Source organism: Agrobacterium sp. CFBP 3001, assembly GCF_027871605.1.
GTDB classification, from domain to species: Bacteria; Pseudomonadota; Alphaproteobacteria; order Rhizobiales; family Rhizobiaceae; genus Agrobacterium; species Agrobacterium leguminum.
The window spans coordinates 23,605-42,680 of sequence record NZ_JAQAHD010000005.1 but is presented as its reverse complement, the minus strand read 5'-3'; the positions used below and the strand labels follow the sequence as shown (position 1 = coordinate 42,680).

The window sequence follows — 19,076 nt, the reverse complement described above, 5'->3', positions numbered from 1 at the left end:
GCAGCACACACAAGCATACGGGCCGGATGTCCATCGATGACTTCCGGCACGAGGCGATGGCGGAAACGCCATCGACCAATCTGGAATGTTTCGCCCAGGCAAGGGCGGGCGATGGCGGCAATCTGTGGATCACCGCCATCCGCCAGACCGGCGGACGCGGCCGTCGCGGCCGGCCATGGGTCTCCGAACCCGGCAATCTCTACGCCTCGCTTCTTCTGATCGATCCCGCTCCGATGGACCGTATAGGGTCCCTGCCGCTTGCCTTCGCGCTGGCTGTTTATCGCGCCATCCGCGCGGTGCTGCCGACGGGTGGTGAGCCGCTCGAAATCAAATGGCCGAACGACGTGCTGATCGGACGCCGCAAGACCTGCGGCATTCTGATGGAGGCGGAGCTGCTGCCGGATGGCCGGCGCGCCATCGTCATCGGCATCGGCATCAATATCGCCCATAAGCCGGAAAATCCGCTTTACCCCGTGACCATGCTCTCCGAACATGGTGCGTCCTGCTCGCCCGACGAATTGTTCGCCCATCTTTTCCGTGAGACGGCGGAGGTGCTGGGGGCCTGGGACGAGGGCAGGGGCGTTGCCGGCATCATGGCTGGCTGGCGTGCCGCCGCCTGCGGCATCGGCGAACATATCACCGTCAACTTCCCGGACCGTTCGATTGGCGGGCGTTTCGTCGGGATTGATGATAATGGTTATCTGCTGCTGGATGAGGATGAGGGCGCAAGGCGCTCGATTGCCGCCGGCGACGTGTTTTTCGGATGAGGTGAACGGCGCGACCCGAAGGCCCGCGCCGAACCGCTTTCGACGGGTTGGAGCTTTCCTGCGGCTCATGAAAAGCAGGGTGAAAAACCGGTTCCGCATCGGCCCGGTCGATCAGATGGTTCAACAGGTCCGATGCTTAAGAGCGGCGGGCGCGGCCAATTGCCGTCGCCTGCATGCTTTCGTGAATGGATAAGAAAAACAATGGCTAAACAGGACGAACTGGTCTTTGTGCCGCTTGGCGGCGTGGGTGAAATCGGCATGAATCTGGCGCTTTATGGCTACGGGCCGGAGAGCAAGCGCCAATGGATCATGGTGGATTGCGGCGTGACCTTCGCCGGCCCGGACCTGCCGGGCGTCGATCTGGTACTGCCGGACATCAGCTATATCGCCGAGCAGAAAAAGAACCTCAAGGGCATCATCATCACCCACGCCCATGAAGACCATTATGGCGCGCTTAACGATCTCTGGCCCGGCCTCAACGTGCCGGTCTATGCTTCGCCTTTCACCGCCGGCATGCTGGAAGCCAAGCGCGCCTATGAGGGCACGCGTGCCGAAATTCCGGTGACGATCTTCAAGGCGGGCGACCGCATCAATGTCGGCCCGTTCGAAATCGAGGCGGTCGGCGTCAACCACTCCATTCCGGAGCCGATGTCGCTGGTCATCCGCACACCGCTCGGCAATGTCATCCACACCGGTGACTGGAAAATCGACGAGGCCCCGTCGCTCGGTCCGTTGACGGATGAGGCCCGCTTCCGCGCCATCGGCGAAGAGGGCGTACTGGCGCTGATGTGTGACAGCACCAATTCGGTGCGCGATGGCGTATCGCCCTCCGAACACGAGGTTTCCGAAGGCCTGCGGCAGATCATCGAAAACGCCGAGGGCCGTGTGGCCGTCACCACCTTCTCCTCCAATGTCGGTCGCATCCGCTCGATTGCGCAGGCCGCGGAAGCAGCCGGCCGCGAGGTGCTGCTGCTTGGCTCGTCGCTGAAGCGCGTCGTCAACGTCTCGCAGGATCTCGGCATCATGGAAGGCATCAAGCCATTCCTCGCCGAAGACGAATATGGCTATATTCCGCGCGACCGGGTGGTGCTGATCCTGACCGGTTCGCAGGGCGAGCCGCGCGCCGCACTCGCCAAGCTTTCGCGTGACGAGATGCGCAATGTGGCGCTGGCTTCCGGCGATACGGTGGTGTTTTCCTCGCGCGCCATCCCCGGCAACGAGAAGGCGATCATCGACATCAAGAACGGCCTCATCGAGCAGGGCGTCCATATCGTCACCGACAATGAGGCGCTGGTGCATGTCTCAGGCCATCCGCGCCGCAACGAACTTCTGAAGATGTACGAATGGACGAAGCCGCAGATCGTCGTGCCCGTCCATGGCGAGGCGGCGCATCTGGTGGCGCAGAAGGAACTGGCCGAACAGGCCGGCATTTCGCAGGTGCCGAAGGTGCGCAACGGCAATGTTCTGCGCCTTGCGCCGGGTCCTGCGGAAGTCATCGACGATGTGCCGCATGGCCGCGTCTTCAAGGATGGCAATCTCGTCGGCGACATGGACGAGATGGGTATCAGCAATCGCCGCAAGCTGTCCTTCGCCGGCCATGTGGCCGTCAATGTCGTGCTGGATAGCCGCTATGATTTCCTCGGCGATCCCGATGTCGTGCCCTTCGGCCTGCCGGAATTCGACGACGAGGATGAGGCGATGGAGGACACGCTTTATGACGCCGTGCTCGGCGCCGTCGAAAGCATTCCGCGCGCCCGCCGCAAGGATCTGGAACTGCTGCGTGAAGCAGTGCGCCGCGCCGTGCGCGCAGCCGCCAACCAGAGCTGGGGCAAGAAGCCGATCGTGACGGTATTTGTAACCAAGGTCTGAGCCGGGAGCTTTCCGGCAATCGGCCGGGCCGTCTGTCTCTTTCCCGATGATTCCAGGGCCGTGCCGCAAAGCGCGGCCCTTCTGTTTTCTTTTAGGGTTTCTTGCGGAGAAGTGATTCCGATCTGCGGATGAATGCGTTACAAGAAGCCCATTGTGCAGGAGGATCACATGCCGCTTCTTTCGGCCTTCGCCGTTTATTTCATCGTCTGGTGGACGGTGCTTTTCATCGTGCTGCCGATTGGCCTGCGCACTCAGGATGAGGAGGGCGATGTGGCGCTGGGCACGGTCGCCAGTGCGCCATCAAGGTTCAGGGGCGGGCGGATCGTTTTGTGGACGACCGTAATCTCGGCCCTGATCTGTGGGCTGTGGTACGGCGGAACCTGGTGGTTCGGCGTCAGCCTCGATGACCTGCCGAGAATTATTCCCGTTTTCGATTGAAAAGCTGCGCAGGTGATCGCCGTTAACGCGCATCTGCGCACTCAGATTGGCGGTGAGCCCATGGTCGCGGCAGTTTCCGACGGATATGACCGGGATTCTGTCATATGGATGTCATATCTCTCGTGCAAACAGCAGGAACGTGCTCAGTGCCTGATTCACCGCCATAATTTTACCGGAATATAGCGGCGGGGCGGGGTTATTTGTGTAGAAGCAAAAAAAAAACAAGGCCTTTCAGCCTTGTTTTCCAGGTTTCGCGTGATCTGTAACCGTTGCCGGGGCTGCGAACGAGCGCGCCTAAGATCTGATCCTCCCAAGACTGACCGCGAAAATGACAAGAATTTAAACTTCCTGCCTCTTTTGTAAGCTAAAGCTAGCTCAAACCCCCATGCTTGTCATCTCATTTTTTGCATATTTGTTACAGTCGGCAAAAAATTCTCCGTGGTGCAATTTGTCGCACCGGATCAAGAATAATATTCCGACCAAAGCGTTTTGACGCGAATTAGCTATCGCGAAAATACCCCAAAATCGCCTTTAACGCTCTTTTCATGGCGGGTTTTCATCTCGGCCGGAAACGGCTATATCCGGCGCCAATATCCCTCTATTCGGGGCGATTCCCGCGCCTTTGCGCGCTGTCGTCCGCATCAATGGAAGCCGTCATGCGTCTCAGCCGTTATTTCATGCCCATCCTGAAGGAAAACCCCAAGGAAGCGGAGATCGTCTCCCACCGCCTCATGCTGCGCGCCGGCATGATCCGGCAGCAATCGGCTGGCATCTATTCTTGGCTGCCGCTCGGCAAGCGCGTGTTGGACAAGGTCAACAGGATCATCCGCCAGGAGCAGGACCGCTCCGGCGCCATCGAGCTTCTGATGCCGACGCTGCAATCGGCCGAGCTCTGGCAGGAAAGCGGCCGTTACGATGACTACGGCAAGGAAATGCTGCGCATCAAGGACCGTCAGGACCGCCAGATGCTCTACGGCCCCACCAATGAGGAGATGATCACTGACATCTTCCGTTCTTATGTGAAGTCCTACAAGAACCTGCCGCTGAACCTCTACCATATACAGCTTAAGTTCCGCGACGAGGTGCGTCCGCGTTTCGGCACCATGCGTTCGCGTGAGTTCCTGATGAAGGACGCCTATTCCTTCGATCTGACCAAGGAAGACGCGATCCATTCCTATAACAAGATGTTCGTGGCTTACCTGCGCACCTTCGAGCGCCTTGGCCTGCGCGCCATTCCGATGCGTGCCGATACCGGCCCGATTGGTGGCAATCACAGCCATGAATTCATCATTCTGGCCGATACCGGCGAATCCGAAGTCTTCTGCCACAAGAGCTTCCTCGACCGCGCCATTCCCGCCGAAAACACCGACTTCGACGATGTCGCGGCGTTGCAAGGCGTATTCGATGAGTGGACGGCCGATTATGCCGCCACGTCCGAAATGCATGACGAAGCCGCTTACAATGCCATTCCCGATGGCGAGCGCCTTTCCGCGCGCGGCATTGAAGTCGGCCACATCTTCTATTTCGGCACCAAATATTCCGAGCCGATGGGTGCGAAAGTGCAGGGTAAGGATGGCAAGGAACACCCTGTCCACATGGGTTCCTATGGTATCGGGCCGACACGCCTTGTTCCCGCCATCATTGAAGCATCGCATGACGAGAACGGAATCATCTGGCCGGCCTCGGTCGCTCCCTTCGATGTCGTGATCATCAACATGAAGGCTGGCGATGCTGCCTGTGATGCGGCTTGCGAAAAGCTGTATTACTCGCTCTCCAACGCCGGCAAGGATGTTCTTTACGACGACACGGACGACCGTGCAGGCCAGAAATTCGCCACGGCCGATCTGATTGGCGTGCCGCTGCAGATCATTGTCGGCCCGCGTTCGGTCGCGAATGGCGAAGTCGAAGTGAAGGATCGCAAGACCGGTGAGCGGGAGACCGCGACGATCGAGGCGGCGATGAACAGAGTACTCGGCTGAGCGCGAGCTGAAGACGGAGCGGCTTCACCCGAAGTCCGCTCCGGTTTCGTAACGCAGATGCCGCAGAAATATGGGCCGGTTTTCGGAAAAGACCGGCCTTGTAGTTTGAGATCAGGGAGACGACATGGCACAAGCCGAGGCTGACAAGGGTGCGGCTGTTTCCGCCGGGGCAAAAACCGCCCGGCCGTTTTCCGCTTTTGAACGTATGGTGGCCTGGCGTTATCTGCGGTCGCGGCGCAAGGAAGCGTTCATTTCCGTCATTGCCGGGTTTTCCTTTGTCGGCATCATGCTGGGCGTGGCGACGCTCATCATCGTCATGGCGGTGATGAACGGGTTCCGCACCGAGCTCATTTCGCGCATTCTCGGCATCAACGGCCATATGATCGTGCAGCCTATCGACCAGCCATTCAATAATTATGATGAGCTGGCGAAGAAGTTTGCCGCCGTTCCCGGCGTCACCATGGCCCTGCCGCTGGTGGAGGGCCAGACGCTCGCCTCCGGCCGCGGCGGCGCGGGCTCCGGCGCTCTGGTGCGCGGCGTTCGCCAGGAAGATATCGACAAGGTCAAGGAAGTCGCCACCAACATCAAGACCGGCGATCTGGTCGGCTTCATGGCCGGAGATGGTGTTCTCGTCGGCTCAAGGCTTGCCGCCCAGCTGGGCGTAACGGCCGGCGACGATATTACCCTCATTTCCCCGGAAGGCGACGTGACGCCGATGGGCGTCAATCCGCGCGTCAAATCCTACAAGATATCCGGCGTCTTCGAGATCGGCATGTCGGAATATGACGCCTCGATGATCTATATGCCCCTGTCCGAAGCCCAGCTTTATTTCAATGCCGAAGGCCTCGTGCAATCCATCGAACTTTATGTCAGCCGCCCCGACGATGTCGACGGAATCCGCCCGCTGGTGGAACAGGCCGCCGAACGCCAGATTTATATCACCGACTGGAGACAGCGGAACCAGACCTTCTTCTCCGCCCTGCAGGTGGAAAGAAATGTAATGTTCATGATCCTCACTCTCATCGTTCTGGTGGCGGCGCTGAACATCATTTCCGGCCTCATCATGCTGGTGAAGGACAAGGGCAGCGACATCGCCATTCTGCGCACCATGGGCGCAAGCTCCGGCTCCGTGATGCGCATCTTCTTCATGACCGGGGCGGCCATTGGCATGGTCGGCACCTTTGCGGGCGTGGCGCTCGGCGTCATCGTCTGCCTCAATGTGGAATCCATCAGGCAGTTCTTCTCGTGGATATCCGGCACGGTGCTGTTTGACCCGCAGCTTTATTTCCTGAGCCAGCTTCCGGCCGAAATGGATATCAGCGAGACCATTTCCGTTGTCATCATGGCGCTGACGCTCTCTTTCCTGGCAACGATCTTTCCAGCATGGCGGGCTTCCAAGCTCGATCCGGTGCAGGCCCTGCGTTACGAATAAGGACCGCTTCGCAATATGGCAAAAAAAACAGTGCTGCGGCTTACTGGCGTCGAGAGAACCTATGGTCAGGGCGAGACGTCGCTTTCCATTCTGCGCAAGGCTGATTTCCAATTGAAGAGCGGCGAGATGGTGGCGCTGGTCGCCCCTTCGGGAACCGGTAAATCCACGCTGCTGCATCTGGCGGGACTTCTCGAACATCCAGATGCCGGCGAGGTCTATATCAACGGCGCACCCTGCAATGACCTGCCGGATGAAACGCGAACCGCGATCCGCCGCAGCGATATCGGCTTTGTCTACCAGTTCCATCACCTCCTGCCGGAATTCTCGGCGGTGGAAAATGTGATGATGCCGCAGCTCATCGCCGGTCTGACACAGGCCGAAGCCCACAAGCGCGCCAGTGCGCTGCTCGACTATATGCGGGTGGGGCATCGCGGTGAGCACCGCCCGGCGGAACTCTCCGGCGGTGAACAGCAGCGTGTCGCCATCGCCCGCGCCGTCGCCAACGCACCGCTTTTGCTGCTCGCCGATGAGCCGACCGGTAATCTCGATCCGGAAACAGCGCATTATGTATTCGACGCGCTGGAGGCGCTGGTACGCCAATCCGGCCTTGCGGCGCTGATCGCCACCCACAATCATGAACTCGCCGCCCGCATGGACCGGCGCGTGACGCTGGCCGACGGCAAGATCGTCGATTTCTGAGCTGGTAAGTCGATCCGTCCGGTGCTCTCCAGAGAACGCCGGTTCTTCTCATTTGAATTTTTTCTGAGCCCGGCGGTGTTTTTACCTCCGGGTTTTTTCGTTTTGGAGTCAGTGGCTTGCTGTTCCCATGCGGGAACCGAAGGCGATTCTGCGGCATTAGCAAGGGGAATATCAGCAAAACCCTGTTGACAATCGAACAAAATGAGAACAAAGTTGGAACATAACGAGTAAGGAGAGACCAATGACTGATTTCATCCGTGACGTTGCCGCTTTCGCCTCCATCGCTGTCTTCGTAGCCAGCTTTTCGGTGATCCTCACCGCCCTGTGAAGGGCACGCCGGCGCAGAAACCTGTATGGACGCCGCAAAGCGGTGGACTTTGAGCGCCGGAAATCGGAAAATCGCCCCCTCGATTCAGAATGACAGGATGATGATATGGGCGATGCGGTTGTGCGTGGAGAGACCTCTGGCGAGACGCTAAAAAATCCCGGTTTCGTCCATTTGCGGGTTCATTCCGCCTATTCCCTGCTTGAGGGGGCCTTACCCCTCAAGAAAATCATGTCGAAGGCCGTCGCCGACGGCCAGCCGGCCATTGCCATCACCGATACCAACAACCTCTTTGTCGCGCTGGAATTTTCCGAAAAGGCGCGCGATGAAGGTTTGCAGCCCATCATCGGCTGCCAGCTGTCGATCGACATGCAGGATGCGGCGGAGGACCGCCGCAACCATAACAGCCACCTTCAGAAACTTCCCGCCATAGTGCTCCTTGCCGCCAATGCCGAAGGTTACGAGCGGCTGGTGGATATCGTCAGCCGCGCCTATCTGGAAGGTGAGGGCAGCGGCCATTCGGTGCATATCACCCGTGCATGGCTGGAGGAAGCCTCCAATGCCGGCCTGATCGCGCTGACGGGCGCCTCCGGCGGTCCGGTGGATATGGCCTTGAAGGAAGGTCACGCTGCCCAGGCGAAAGAACGGCTGCTGACGCTGAAGTCACTCTTCGGTGACCGGCTTTATATCGAATTACAGCGCCAGTCCGGTTATGACCGTTCCCATGAGCGGCGCATGATCGGCCTTGCTTATGACCATGATATTCCGCTGGTCGCCACCAACGAGGCGTTTTTCCCTTCCAAAGCCGATTACGAGGCGCATGATGCGCTGATGGCGGTGGCGCATAACGCTATTGTCTCCGATGACAGCCGGTTCCGGCTCACGCCCGACCATTACCTCAAAAGTCGACAGGAAATGGCGGCGCTGTTTGCCGATCTTCCCGAGGCGCTGGAAAACACCGTCGAGATCGCGCTGCGCTGCTCCTATGTGCTGAAGAAGCGCGGGCCGATCCTGCCGCGTTTCACCGGCGCCAGCGACGACCCGGAGGCGGCGGAACATGCCGAAGCCGAAGAGCTTCGCCGTCAGGCGGTGGAGGGGCTGGATCAGCGCCTGGCGGCGCTCGGCATGGCGGCCGGCTATACGGAGCAGGACTATCGCGACAGGCTGGATTTCGAACTCGGCGTCATCTCGCGCATGAAGTTCCCCGGTTACTTCCTGATCGTTGCCGACTTCATCAAATGGGCCAAGCAGCACGATATTCCGGTCGGGCCGGGCCGCGGTTCGGGTGCGGGCTCGCTTGTCGCTTATGCGCTCACGATTACCGATGTCGATCCTCTGCGCTTCTCGCTGCTGTTCGAACGCTTCCTCAATCCTGAACGCGTTTCGATGCCCGACTTCGATATCGACTTCTGCCAGGACCGTCGCGAAGAGGTGATCCGTTACGTGCAGGCCAAATATGGCCGCGAGCAGGTGGCGCAGATCATCACCTTCGGTTCGCTGCAGGCGCGCGCGGCCTTGCGCGACGTCGGCCGCGTGCTGGAAATGCCCTATGGGCAGGTGGACAAGATCTGCAAGCTGGTGCCCAACAATCCGGCCAACCCGACACCCCTGTCGAAAGCGATCGAGGAAGAGCCGCGCCTGCAGGAAGAGGCGGACAAGGAGCCGGTCGTCGCCCGCCTTCTGGATATCGCCCAGAAGATCGAGGGACTTTACCGCCACGCCTCCACCCACGCAGCCGGTATCGTCATCGGTGACCGCCCGCTGTCGAAGCTGGTGCCGATGTATCGCGATCCGCGCTCGGATATGCCGGTCACCCAGTTCAACATGAAATGGGTGGAAAGCGCCGGTCTCGTCAAATTCGACTTCCTCGGCCTGAAGACGCTGACGGTGCTGAAGGTGGCCGTCGATTTTGTTGCCAAGCGCGGCATCAAGGTCGATCTCGCGGCGATCCCGCTGGATGACGCCAAAACCTACGAGATGCTCTCGCGTGGCGAAACCATCGGCGTGTTTCAGGTGGAAAGTGCCGGCATGCGCAAGGCGCTGATCGGCATGCGGCCGGACTGCATCGAGGACATCATCGCGCTGGTGGCGCTTTATCGTCCGGGACCGATGGAAAACATCCCGGTCTATAATGCCCGCAAACATGGCGAGGAGGAGCTGGAATCGATCCATCCGACCATCGACCATCTGCTCAAGGAAACGCAGGGCGTTATCGTCTATCAGGAACAGGTGATGCAGATCGCCCAGGTTCTCTCCGGTTATTCGCTCGGCGAAGCCGATCTTCTGCGCCGCGCCATGGGCAAGAAGATCAAGGAGGAGATGGACAAGCAGCGCGAACGTTTCGTGGATGGCGCCATCAAGAACGGCGTCTCGAAGCCGCAGGCCAACACCATCTTCGACCTTCTCGCGAAATTCGCCAATTACGGCTTCAACAAGAGCCACGCTGCGGCCTACGCCATCGTGTCCTACCAGACCGCCTATATGAAGGCGCATTATCCGGTGGAGTTCCTGGCGGCCTCCATGACGCTCGATATGGCGAACACGGAAAAGCTCAACGATTTCCGCCAGGATGCCGGTCGCCTTGGCATCGAGGTCGTCGCACCTTCGGTACAGACGTCATTCCGGCAATTCGAGACGGGCGAGAACCGCATCTATTATTCGCTCGCCGCCATCAAGGGCGTGGGCGAGGGGGCGGTGGAACACATCGTCCAGGTACGCGACGGCAAGCCGTTCACGAGCCTTGAGGATTTCTGCCTGCGCATCGATCCCAAGCAGATCAACCGGCGTGTGCTGGAAAGCCTGATCAATGCCGGCGCTTTCGATTGTTTCGGCCGCGACCGCGCCGAGCTGATCGGCGGGCTGGACCGCATCATCGGTTATGCGCAGATGGCTCAGAATGATCGTGCAGTTGGACAATCGGACATGTTTGGTTCCGGTAGCGGAAGCGGTCCGGAAAAGCTGGTCCTTCCTGCCTTCCAGCCGTGGCTTGCCTCCGAAAAGCTGCTGCGTGAATATCAGGTGCTTGGTTTTTACCTCACCGCCCATCCGCTCGATACCTATCGCCCCGTGCTGGAGAAGCTGCGGGTGCAGAATTTCGCCGATTTTTCCGCCGCGGTGAAACAGGGCGCAACTGCCGGGCGTCTGGCCGGCACGGTGACAGGCAAGCAGGAGCGCAAGACCCGCACCGGCAACAAGATGGGCATCGTCACCTTCTCGGACGCATCGGGCCAATATGAGGCGGTGCTGTTTTCTGAAGGGCTCGGCCAGTTCCGCGATCTGCTCGAGGTCGGTAAATCGCTGGTCATCACCGTGCAGGCGGAAGAGCGCCCGGAAGGTATCGGCCTGCGTATCCAGACGGCGCAGTCACTGGAAGAGAAATCCGTGCAGATGCAGAAGGCGTTGCGTGTTTATGTGCGCGATTCCGGCCCGCTGAAAACGGTGGCCCGCCACCTCAATACGAAAGGCGATGGCTCAGTCTATTTCATCGTCATCAAGGATGAGGGCAGCCGCGAGATCGAGGTGGAGCTGACAGAGAAATACCGCATCTCGCCGGAAATCGCCGCTGCGCTGCGGTCCGCGCCCGGTGTCGTCGATGTGGAACTGGTGTGAGGCATGAGGCCTCACACGTCGCTCATACCGGCCCTTCTTTGGTCACGGTAATGAAGTCCGTTCCAGTGCCTGTCTCCAGCTGGTGACTGATATCGGAAACGGTGATCGAGCTGCCGCTTGAAAGCTCCTGCTCGATCCGGCTGCGTATTTCCGTGGGAATTTCGAGGCGGCCGAGCACGGCGCTCAATTGATCGAAACCGCCCGGGGCTTCTGTAACGGAGATGCCGAGCCGCTTGCGGGCCGCCGCCGGCAGATGGTTTTCCAGCGTCACGCCGTTCCATTCGGCAGTTCCGGCGGCGCGATCCACGGACACGGCTTCGAAGAAATGGGTTCCGAGCGCGACTTCCGGGTCCTTGATGTCGATGGCTGCCTCGAACAGCGGCTTGAAATCCTGCCGCACCATGATCTGGCCGGTCGGTGGGTGGTCCTCACCGGCGGAGGCATAAAGCGCCGTCACGAAGGCGTCGGTCAGGAGCGGGCCGGTGGTTTTCAGCCCCTTCCAGCGCTTGAAACCATTGATGGCGCTGATCGTCATTTCCCCGGCATAACCATCGGCTGAACCGGCATCGAAGCCGAGGCGGGTCAAAACGGTCTGAATATCCATCACCTTTTCCCGCTCGCCGCGCCGGGTGATGAGAATGCGCAGGGGCGAGGGCTCCCTGGTCTTTGCCGCCGGCTTGAGAGCCTGGGTCTTTTCATTGACGGCAACCTCCACCGTCCCCAAGGCCGCATCGAAAGTCGCCGGGCGCAATTCCACATCCGACAGAAGCAGCTTGCCGTCATCGGCATCGTCGCGCGGCTGAAACAGCGCCGGATGCTGCACAAAGCGCAGCGAGACCGGCCGGTCGGTGATGATGACATGCACGCCGGTCTTGGTGTCTCCGAAGAGAGACTTCGCGAATTTGGACGGCAGGCGCACGCAGCCGTGCGAGGCCGGATAGTTCGGCACCTTGCCTTCGTGCAGCGCGATGCCGGACCATGTCAGCCGCTGCATGAAGGGCATGGGCGCGGCCGAGTAGATATTCGACTCGTGGTATTTGCGCTTTTCCAGAATCGAGAAGATGCCGCTCGGCGTCTCATGTCCGGCCTTGCCGGTGGAGACTTTCGAGGTGGCGACGATTTCGCCGTTCTCATAAAGCGAAAGCGACTGGTCGCTTTTAGATACCAGTATCTGCAGGGACCTGCTGTCAGCGGCAAGCGCCGGAAAGGCAAGAATGCTGGCCGACAGCATGCCAGCCATAAGACGGAGGCGGAGGGACATGACGCAATACACCACATGTACAAAACTTGCCTCACTCAATCATGCGAAGTTTAATGAAGTTTAAGGACCGCTCATTAGCAACATCACTAATTTGTGTAAAATCTAAAATATATCCGGCGCGAGGCGGCGAGCGCACGATTGCGCGACCTGTCACACAATCCCGCAACTGTTATTTGCGCGTTCCGAACGTATAGCCGGTCTCGACGCTGCCCTTGCCGAACTTGTCGCGCAGCTTGTCCATCGCCGCTTCCGCCGCAGCCCGGCGCCCCGCCTGTTTGTCGACCAGATCGGGCGGATCGGCGAGGCCCGCGTCGCGCAGATCGCTGACGCCGATCCCGATGAGGCGGAACCTGGTGCCGTCCGTTTCCTTTTCCAGCAGCGAAAGGCCGGTGCGGAAAATCCGGTCGGCAAGCTGCGTGGGGTCGTCCAGCTTGCGGTTGCGGGTGCGCAGCTTGAAGTCTGCCGTCTTCATCTTCAGCACCACCGTCTGGCCGGCAATGCCGCTCTTCTTTAGCCGCCAGGCAATCTTTTCGGAAAGCGAGCGCAGGATCGGCACCAGATCCTCATGGCGGGAAATATCGTTGAAGAAGGTGGTTTCGGAAGAGACGCTTTTGACGGGGTCGTTATTGTGCACGTGCCGCTCGTCAATGCCGCGTGAAAGCCGGAAGAGGCGTTGCCCCATCACGCCATAGCGGCGCATCAGCTCGCTTTCCTCCATCTCCTGCAGCTGCGCGATCATGCGGATACCGTCCGCCTCCAGCGTCGCGGCAAAGGCCTTGCCCACGCCCCAGATGGTGGTGACCGGCCGTGCCGCCAGAAAGGACAGCGCCTCCGTTTCGCCGATCACCGAAAAGCCGCGCGGCTTTTGCAGGTCGGACGCGACCTTGGCCAGAAATTTGCAGTAGGAAAGCCCGGCTGAAACGGTCACGCCCACTTCCTTTTCCACGCGCCTAGCGAATTTCGCCAGCACACGGGCCGGTGGATCGTGATGCAGCTTCTCGGTGCCGGAAAGATCGAGAAACGCCTCGTCTATGGAAAGCGGCTGAACGAGCGGCGTCAATTCCTGCATCATCGCCCGGATTTCGCGTCCGACACGGCTGTATTTTTCCATATCCGGCTTGATGACGATGGCGTCAGGACAGGCTTCCAGCGCCTTGAACATGGGCATGGCGGAGCGAACGCCGTGAATGCGGGCGATATAACAGGCGGTGGAAACCACCCCACGCTTGCCGCCGCCAACGATCACAGGCTTGTCGGCCAGTTCCGGGTTGTCCCGTTTTTCAACGGAGGCATAAAAGGCGTCGCAGTCGATATGGGCAATGCTCAGATCGTAGAGTTCGGCATGATAAACAAGCCGCGGGCTGCCACAGGCGCGGCAACGCCTCAGCCCCTCTGGCTGGCCGGCCAGACAGTCGCGGCAAAAACCGGGATCATAGGGTTGCGACGTGGACATGGGGCGAAAACAAAACCAGAACGTTGCCGACCATACTCCGGCCGTGACAACGGCTCAAGGGGCGTTCGCGACAAAGCCTGGATTTGAAAACCCCGGCACATGGAAAACTTGCATATCGTGGAGAAATGTTTGATCTTCACCCATATTTGTAGTTACAATTGTAGATGATTTTTTACGCATGTTCGAATGGGATGAAGAGAAAAACAGGTCCAACATCCGAAAGCATGGCGTCGGATTTCAGACTGCGATTCGAATCTTCGAGGGTGCGGTTCTTTCATGGGTCGATGAGCGTGCCGCCTATGGAGAGACGCGCTATCACAGCATAGGGCAGATCGAAGGGATAGTATTTCTGGCGGTCATCCATACCGATCGTGCCGGTAAAACCCGCATCATCTCCGCCCGGCCGGCAAACCGCCGCGAAAGGAAACGTTATGACGAAGAAATACGAAAAAGAACTGAGTCTTGAAGAGCTGGCAGCCTTGCCCGACGAGAAGATTGACTACAGCGATATTCCCGAACTGGATGAGCGCTTCTGGGCGAACGCAAAACTCGTGGAGCCGGAAGGAACGCAGCAGATCACGCTGAGGGTCAAGAAGTCCGTCGTCGAGGCTTATAAATCCACCGGCAAGGGATACCAGACGCGCATGAATGCTGTGCTGGAATCCTATGCCCGCACATTGTTGAAACGCTGACCGCCTCCGGCTGGCGACCCGTCAATACACGCCTGAATCCAGCCCCGGCCCGGAAAAGTGATGCCAGGCGGCCGCCACTGTTTCGGGGGAAGTATCGGTCGCGGCGCAAAACGCCATCAGGTCCGGTTCATGGCTCATCAGAAAATCGGTGAGGCCGGCAAGAAAGCCGTGATCGTTGACGGCCTGGCGCAGCATATTGGCCTGCAACCCGCTCAGCGCCAGAAAACGCGCCAGCATTTCCGGCTCGTTTGCCAGCCAGCCAAGTATGGCGGCTGCCGTTTCTTGCGGATCCTGGCCGGCATTGCCTTTGTTTTTCGTATCGCGCAGCATTTCTTCCCCGAAGTTACCTATTTTGAAACCAAATCCCTCTAGCCTTGCGCAACAAATGGACGATGGAATCGGTTCTCTGGCAACTTATATGTCTGGATGAAGGTTTCAAAGCGAAACGGGGACTGCTCACCATGCCCAAGCAGGTCATGATAGTCGAAGACAACGAGCTGAACATGAAGCTCTTTCGCGACCTGATCGAGGCGTCCGGTTACACGACCATCCAGACGCGCAACGGCATGGAAGCGCTCGATCTCGCCCGCAAGCACCGCCCGGACCTCATCCTCATGGATATCCAGCTTCCGGAAGTCTCGGGGCTGGAGGTGACGAAGTGGCTGAAGGAAGATGACGAGCTGCATGTCATTCCGGTCATCGCGGTCACGGCTTTCGCCATGAAGGGCGACGAGGAACGGATTCGCCAGGGCGGATGCGAGGCCTATGTGTCGAAGCCGATTTCCGTTCCGAAGTTCATCGAAGTTATCAAGACTTATCTGGGCGATGCGTGAGGCGACTGGGGAACGGTTATGACGGCGAGAGTTCTGGTTGTTGACGATATTCCGGCCAATGTGAAGCTTCTCGAAGCCCGTCTTCTGGCGGAATATTTCGATGTCGTCACCGCCGAGGATGGTTTCAAGGCGCTGGCGATCTGCGACGAAGAGCAGGTCGATATCATCCTGCTCGATATCATGATGCCGGGCATGGATGGTTTCGAGGTCTGCGAAAGGCTGAAGGCCAATCCGAATACCGCACATATTCCGGTGGTGATGGTCACGGCACTCGATCAGCCTTCGGACCGCGTGCGCGGCCTCAAGGCCGGCGCCGACGATTTTCTCACCAAGCCGGTCAATGACCTTCAGCTCATCGCCCGTGTCAAAAGCCTGGTGCGCCTCAAGGCCGTCAGCGACGAATTGCGGCTGCGTGCCGAAACCGCACGCCAGATTGGCATCGAAGAAATGCTGCGCAGCGATGGCCTGATGCAGACGCCGGGCCGCGTGCTGGTTGCGGATGGCCGCGCCAGCTCGCAGGAACGTATCGTGCGGGCGCTGAAGCCGGTTGCCGAGGTCGATGCCGTCACCGAGCCGCAGGCGGCCTTGCTCAAGGCTGCGGGCAATCCGTTCGAGCTCGTCATCGTCAATTCCAATTTCGAGAATTACGATCCGCTGCGGCTGTGCTCACAGCTTCGCTCGCTGGAACGCACCCGTTTCCTGCCGCTGCTTCTGGTGGCGGAGCAGGGGGCGGACGATATGGTGGCGCGGGCGCTCGATCTCGGCGTGAATGATTACATTCTCCGCCCGATCGATCCGAACGAACTCGTCGCGCGCTCGCTGACGCAGATCAGGCGCAAGCGCTACAACGAACATCTGCGACTCAATCTCCAGCATACGATGGAACTTGCCATTGTCGACGGGCTGACCGGCCTCAACAATCGCCGTTATCTCGACAACCACCTCAAGATACTCTTCGACCGAGCTGCCGTTCGCGGCCGTCCGATCTCAATCTGCATGACGGATATAGACCGCTTCAAGCTGGTTAACGATACCTATGGCCACGATGTCGGCGATGAGGTGCTGCGGGAATTTGCAGCACGCATCCGCAGCACGGTGCGCGGCGCGGATCTCGCCTGCCGTTATGGCGGGGAGGAATTCGTCGTCGTCATGCCCGATACGCCGATGGAGCTTGCGGCAAGCGTCGCCGAGCGCCTGCGGGCGATAGTCGAGGACAAGCCTTTTTATGTTCGTTCCATCGACCGGGAATTGAGCATTACCGCCTCCCTCGGCATCGCCACCAGCAGCGGCGCCTTCGGTGCGCCGGACGAAATCCTGAAGCAGGCGGACAAGGCGCTCTACGAGGCGAAACACGCCGGCCGCAACCGCGTCGTTGCTGCCGCTGCCTGAGCGTTAGCGGCGGATTGCATAAAATATTGCGCAATCTCTCCGTCATATCCCGGCGAAATAGTTGTTCGGGAATACGGGGCGGCCGTCGCAAGACTGCAAGCCATTGACCTTGGACGTATTTTATCACTTTGCAATGAAAAGATGCAAATTGGCGATATAAATAGAGTTCAAGTTGAAAAATACGTTGAATTCAATCTCTCCGGCAACTATAGTGTGCCAGCTTTGTATACTTAACCATGTTTCCCAGGTGATGTATCTCTGGCTTAAGAATTTGTTGATTTTTATTTTACTTCTGCGCACACTCCTATTGAGAGTAACAGTTCTTCCGGCGGTTTATCCGTCTTGTGATGATGAATGATAGCGGCTTTAGCCGTCGCGATTTCGCTCGTCAGGGGCTGGTATTGCGTAGTTTGAATGCCCCATGATGCTCAGGTCCGCCGCATCTCCTGAATCGTGGGGTCGGTCGGCTGACGATGTCCGAATCGGTTCCTCGTGCCGTAATCGCATCGTTGGCCGACCGCCTTCTTCCGGAACTGCCTGTTCGTGATGCGCGTGTCGCAGCTTAGCGGCTTATACGGTCGTCTCCGTTCACGTCATGTGCGAGGTCGTGATACGGGGCAGGGGCGGATGTGTAGCCCTTGGGATACTTCTTCCGAGCATCTGAATGATTGCGGCGGCGGGTGGGGCGTCAGGCCATATGGTCGGACTTACCCATGGCTGCTCGCGCGCTTTGCCAGTGACGGCGGCAATTTCCGGGGAGCGGGGAGGCGGGCCTTATTGGCCGTCTGGAACGCCTCTGGGCGCGACAAGGCTGATGGCAGCCTCTTCCTTCGGCACAAACAAAAAACGCGCCCGTTGGGCGCGCTTTTGTCGGAGACCGATCAAGAAATTACTTGATCTTGGTTTCCTTGAATTCAACGTGCTTGCGTACAACCGGGTCGTACTTCGTCTTCGTCATCTTGTCCGTGAACGTACGGCTGTTCTTGGTGGTGACGTAGAAGGTACCGGTGTCGGCTGTCGACAGCAGCTTGATCTTGATTGTTGTAGCTTTCGCCATGGTCGTCCTGCCTTTAAACAAAAGAGAAGCCGCAGGCGCTTCTCACCTCGGCTAAATCTGGCGCGAAACTACGTATCGCGCCTGAAAAGTCAAGCCTGTTTTGCCCGGAAAACAAAACGGACGATATAAAGCACCACGTAAAGCCCGAAAAATACCGCCAGCGACCAGGCAAAGCCGTCGGTTCCGGCAAGGTCCATGGAAATGCCCACGGCCTGCGGCCCCGCAATCGTGCCGACGGCGTAACAGAAGATGAAGGCGGCATTGGCGGCGACCAGATCGGCGCCTTTCAGGCGCGATCCGAGATGGGTGAGGCCTACAGTATACATGCCGGAGACCAGCCCGCCCCAGAACAGCAGCAGGGCCGCCACCAGAAGCCAGCTTTCCACCAGGAAAGGCAGCGCCAGCGTGCCGCAGACGCCGGCAAAGGCCATCAGCCCCAGCATCGTCCGCCGGTCCTTCATCCGGTCCGAAAGCAGGCCGATCGGTATCTGGAAGACCATATTGCCGATGCCCATCACGGTGAGGAGAAGCGCTGCCTGCGATTCGTTGAAGCCCTCCCGCGTCGCATAGATCGGAAACAGCGAAAGGCCGCCGGCCTGCACCGAGCCAAAGACGAAGGCCGCCGCGGACGCCATGGGCACCAGCCAAACATAACGGACGAAATGGTGGTTCGGTCCTTCGTCCAGCTCCGGGCTTTCGCCGCGCGCCATGAAGATCGGGATCGCGGCGAGCAGGATGATCGCCGCGCCGACCAGAAACGGCAATATGCCTTCGCTGCCGACCACGGAAAACAGCAGCGGACCGACCGCGAAACCGACCGCAAGGCCGGTGGCGTAGATGCCGAGAACCATGCCGCGTTTTCTGGGCGGCGCGGTCATGTTGATCCAGTATTCGGAGAGAATGAAAAGCGTAGTGGTGGCGCCATGGAAAACGATTCGCAGCGGAAACCACATCCAGAAGGCCTCGGCGAAATAAAAACCGAGCGCGCTCAGCGCCGAAATGACGACTGCGAACAGCATGGTTCGCGCCACGCCGAAATCATGGGCGATCTTGGTGGTCACGGGGGCCGCCATCATCGCCGCGACGCCGGCCATGGCCGAATTCACCCCGATCATGGTGGAAGAGATGCCGCGCTTCTCAAGGATGATCGACAGGAGCGGAAGGCCAAGGCCGATGGCGACACCGACCGCACTGATGGCGGAAATGGCGGCGATCAGTGAGGGCCAGTGAATGGCGTCCGCTTCTTCGCATTTCATTTGTGACATGACGGCCT

General features: G+C 59.2%; 16 protein-coding genes. 11 read left to right on the top strand and 5 right to left on the bottom strand.

Annotation, left to right across the window (positions count from 1 at the left end):
- The first annotated feature begins 26 nt into the window (after window positions 1-26).
- From PH605_RS08620 to dnaE, 7 genes are all read left to right on the top strand, one after another.
- Window positions 27-767, top strand: coding sequence for a biotin--[acetyl-CoA-carboxylase] ligase (locus tag PH605_RS08620; RefSeq protein WP_161987840.1), 741 nt, complete (start codon window positions 27-29; stop codon window positions 765-767).
- Window positions 768-968: 201 nt separating this feature from the next.
- Window positions 969-2,636 carry a ribonuclease J gene (locus PH605_RS08615; protein WP_142844882.1) on the top strand — a complete coding sequence of 556 codons (1,668 nt, stop codon included), beginning with the start codon at window positions 969-971 and terminating at the stop codon, window positions 2,634-2,636.
- Between the two features lie 132 nt (window positions 2,637-2,768).
- Window positions 2,769-3,074: a DUF1467 family protein gene (locus tag PH605_RS08610; RefSeq protein WP_065653980.1), complete on the top strand. Its 306-nt coding sequence runs from the start codon at window positions 2,769-2,771 to the stop codon at window positions 3,072-3,074.
- Window positions 3,075-3,730: 656 nt separating this feature from the next.
- Window positions 3,731-5,053, top strand: coding sequence for a proline--tRNA ligase (gene proS, locus PH605_RS08605; protein WP_142844883.1), 1,323 nt, complete (start codon window positions 3,731-3,733; stop codon window positions 5,051-5,053).
- Window positions 5,054-5,177: 124 nt separating this feature from the next.
- Entirely contained in the window at window positions 5,178-6,485 is a 1,308-nt protein-coding gene (locus PH605_RS08600; RefSeq protein WP_003521507.1) for a lipoprotein-releasing ABC transporter permease subunit, read from the top strand.
- A gap of 15 nt (window positions 6,486-6,500) precedes the next feature.
- On the top strand, window positions 6,501-7,184 hold the full coding sequence (locus PH605_RS08595; protein WP_142844884.1) for an ABC transporter ATP-binding protein: 684 nt from the start codon (window positions 6,501-6,503) through the stop codon (window positions 7,182-7,184).
- A 433-nt stretch (window positions 7,185-7,617) separates the two neighbouring features.
- Window positions 7,618-11,118: a DNA polymerase III subunit alpha gene (dnaE, locus tag PH605_RS08590; protein ID WP_142844885.1), complete on the top strand. Its 3,501-nt coding sequence runs from the start codon at window positions 7,618-7,620 to the stop codon at window positions 11,116-11,118.
- Between the two features lie 22 nt (window positions 11,119-11,140).
- Here the strand turns inward: dnaE and PH605_RS08585 are convergent, their stop codons facing one another.
- Both PH605_RS08585 and PH605_RS08580 read right to left on the bottom strand, forming a co-directional pair.
- On the bottom strand, window positions 11,141-12,379 hold the full coding sequence (locus PH605_RS08585; protein ID WP_142844886.1) for a L,D-transpeptidase family protein: 1,239 nt from the start codon (window positions 12,377-12,379) through the stop codon (window positions 11,141-11,143).
- 169 nt (window positions 12,380-12,548) lie between these two features.
- Complete coding sequence (locus tag PH605_RS08580; protein ID WP_142844887.1) at window positions 12,549-13,832, bottom strand: DNA polymerase IV; 1,284 nt, start codon at window positions 13,830-13,832, stop codon at window positions 12,549-12,551.
- A gap of 178 nt (window positions 13,833-14,010) precedes the next feature.
- Between PH605_RS08580 and PH605_RS08575 the strand changes: the two genes are divergently transcribed.
- Both PH605_RS08575 and PH605_RS08570 read left to right on the top strand, forming a co-directional pair.
- Window positions 14,011-14,298 carry a BrnT family toxin gene (locus PH605_RS08575; RefSeq protein WP_142844888.1) on the top strand — a complete coding sequence of 96 codons (288 nt, stop codon included), beginning with the start codon at window positions 14,011-14,013 and terminating at the stop codon, window positions 14,296-14,298.
- Complete coding sequence (locus PH605_RS08570) at window positions 14,264-14,524, top strand: BrnA antitoxin family protein (protein WP_003502419.1); 261 nt, start codon at window positions 14,264-14,266, stop codon at window positions 14,522-14,524. The genes PH605_RS08575 and PH605_RS08570 overlap by 35 nt, the downstream gene beginning before the upstream one ends.
- Before the next feature lie 21 nt (window positions 14,525-14,545).
- Here the strand turns inward: PH605_RS08570 and PH605_RS08565 are convergent, their stop codons facing one another.
- A complete protein-coding gene (locus tag PH605_RS08565) occupies window positions 14,546-14,854 on the bottom strand; it encodes a DUF3572 domain-containing protein (RefSeq protein ID WP_078054010.1) in 309 nt (102 codons plus the stop codon).
- A 131-nt stretch (window positions 14,855-14,985) separates the two neighbouring features.
- On the opposite strand from PH605_RS08565, the gene PH605_RS08560 reads away from it, so the two are divergent.
- Together PH605_RS08560 and PH605_RS08555 are read left to right on the top strand one after the other, a co-directional pair.
- The gene (locus PH605_RS08560) at window positions 14,986-15,357 is read left to right on the top strand and encodes a response regulator (protein ID WP_003521498.1); all 372 of its coding nucleotides are present in this window, start codon (window positions 14,986-14,988) and stop codon (window positions 15,355-15,357) included.
- Window positions 15,358-15,375: 18 nt separating this feature from the next.
- Complete coding sequence (locus PH605_RS08555) at window positions 15,376-16,746, top strand: PleD family two-component system response regulator (RefSeq protein WP_020810655.1); 1,371 nt, start codon at window positions 15,376-15,378, stop codon at window positions 16,744-16,746.
- A gap of 889 nt (window positions 16,747-17,635) precedes the next feature.
- On the opposite strand, the gene rpmG is transcribed toward PH605_RS08555, so the two are convergent.
- Together rpmG and PH605_RS08545 are read right to left on the bottom strand one after the other, a co-directional pair.
- Window positions 17,636-17,803: a 50S ribosomal protein L33 gene (gene rpmG / locus PH605_RS08550; RefSeq protein WP_003496403.1), complete on the bottom strand. Its 168-nt coding sequence runs from the start codon at window positions 17,801-17,803 to the stop codon at window positions 17,636-17,638.
- 89 nt (window positions 17,804-17,892) lie between these two features.
- On the bottom strand, window positions 17,893-19,059 hold the full coding sequence (locus tag PH605_RS08545; protein ID WP_161987842.1) for an MFS transporter: 1,167 nt from the start codon (window positions 19,057-19,059) through the stop codon (window positions 17,893-17,895).
- Window positions 19,060-19,076 lie beyond the last annotated feature (17 nt).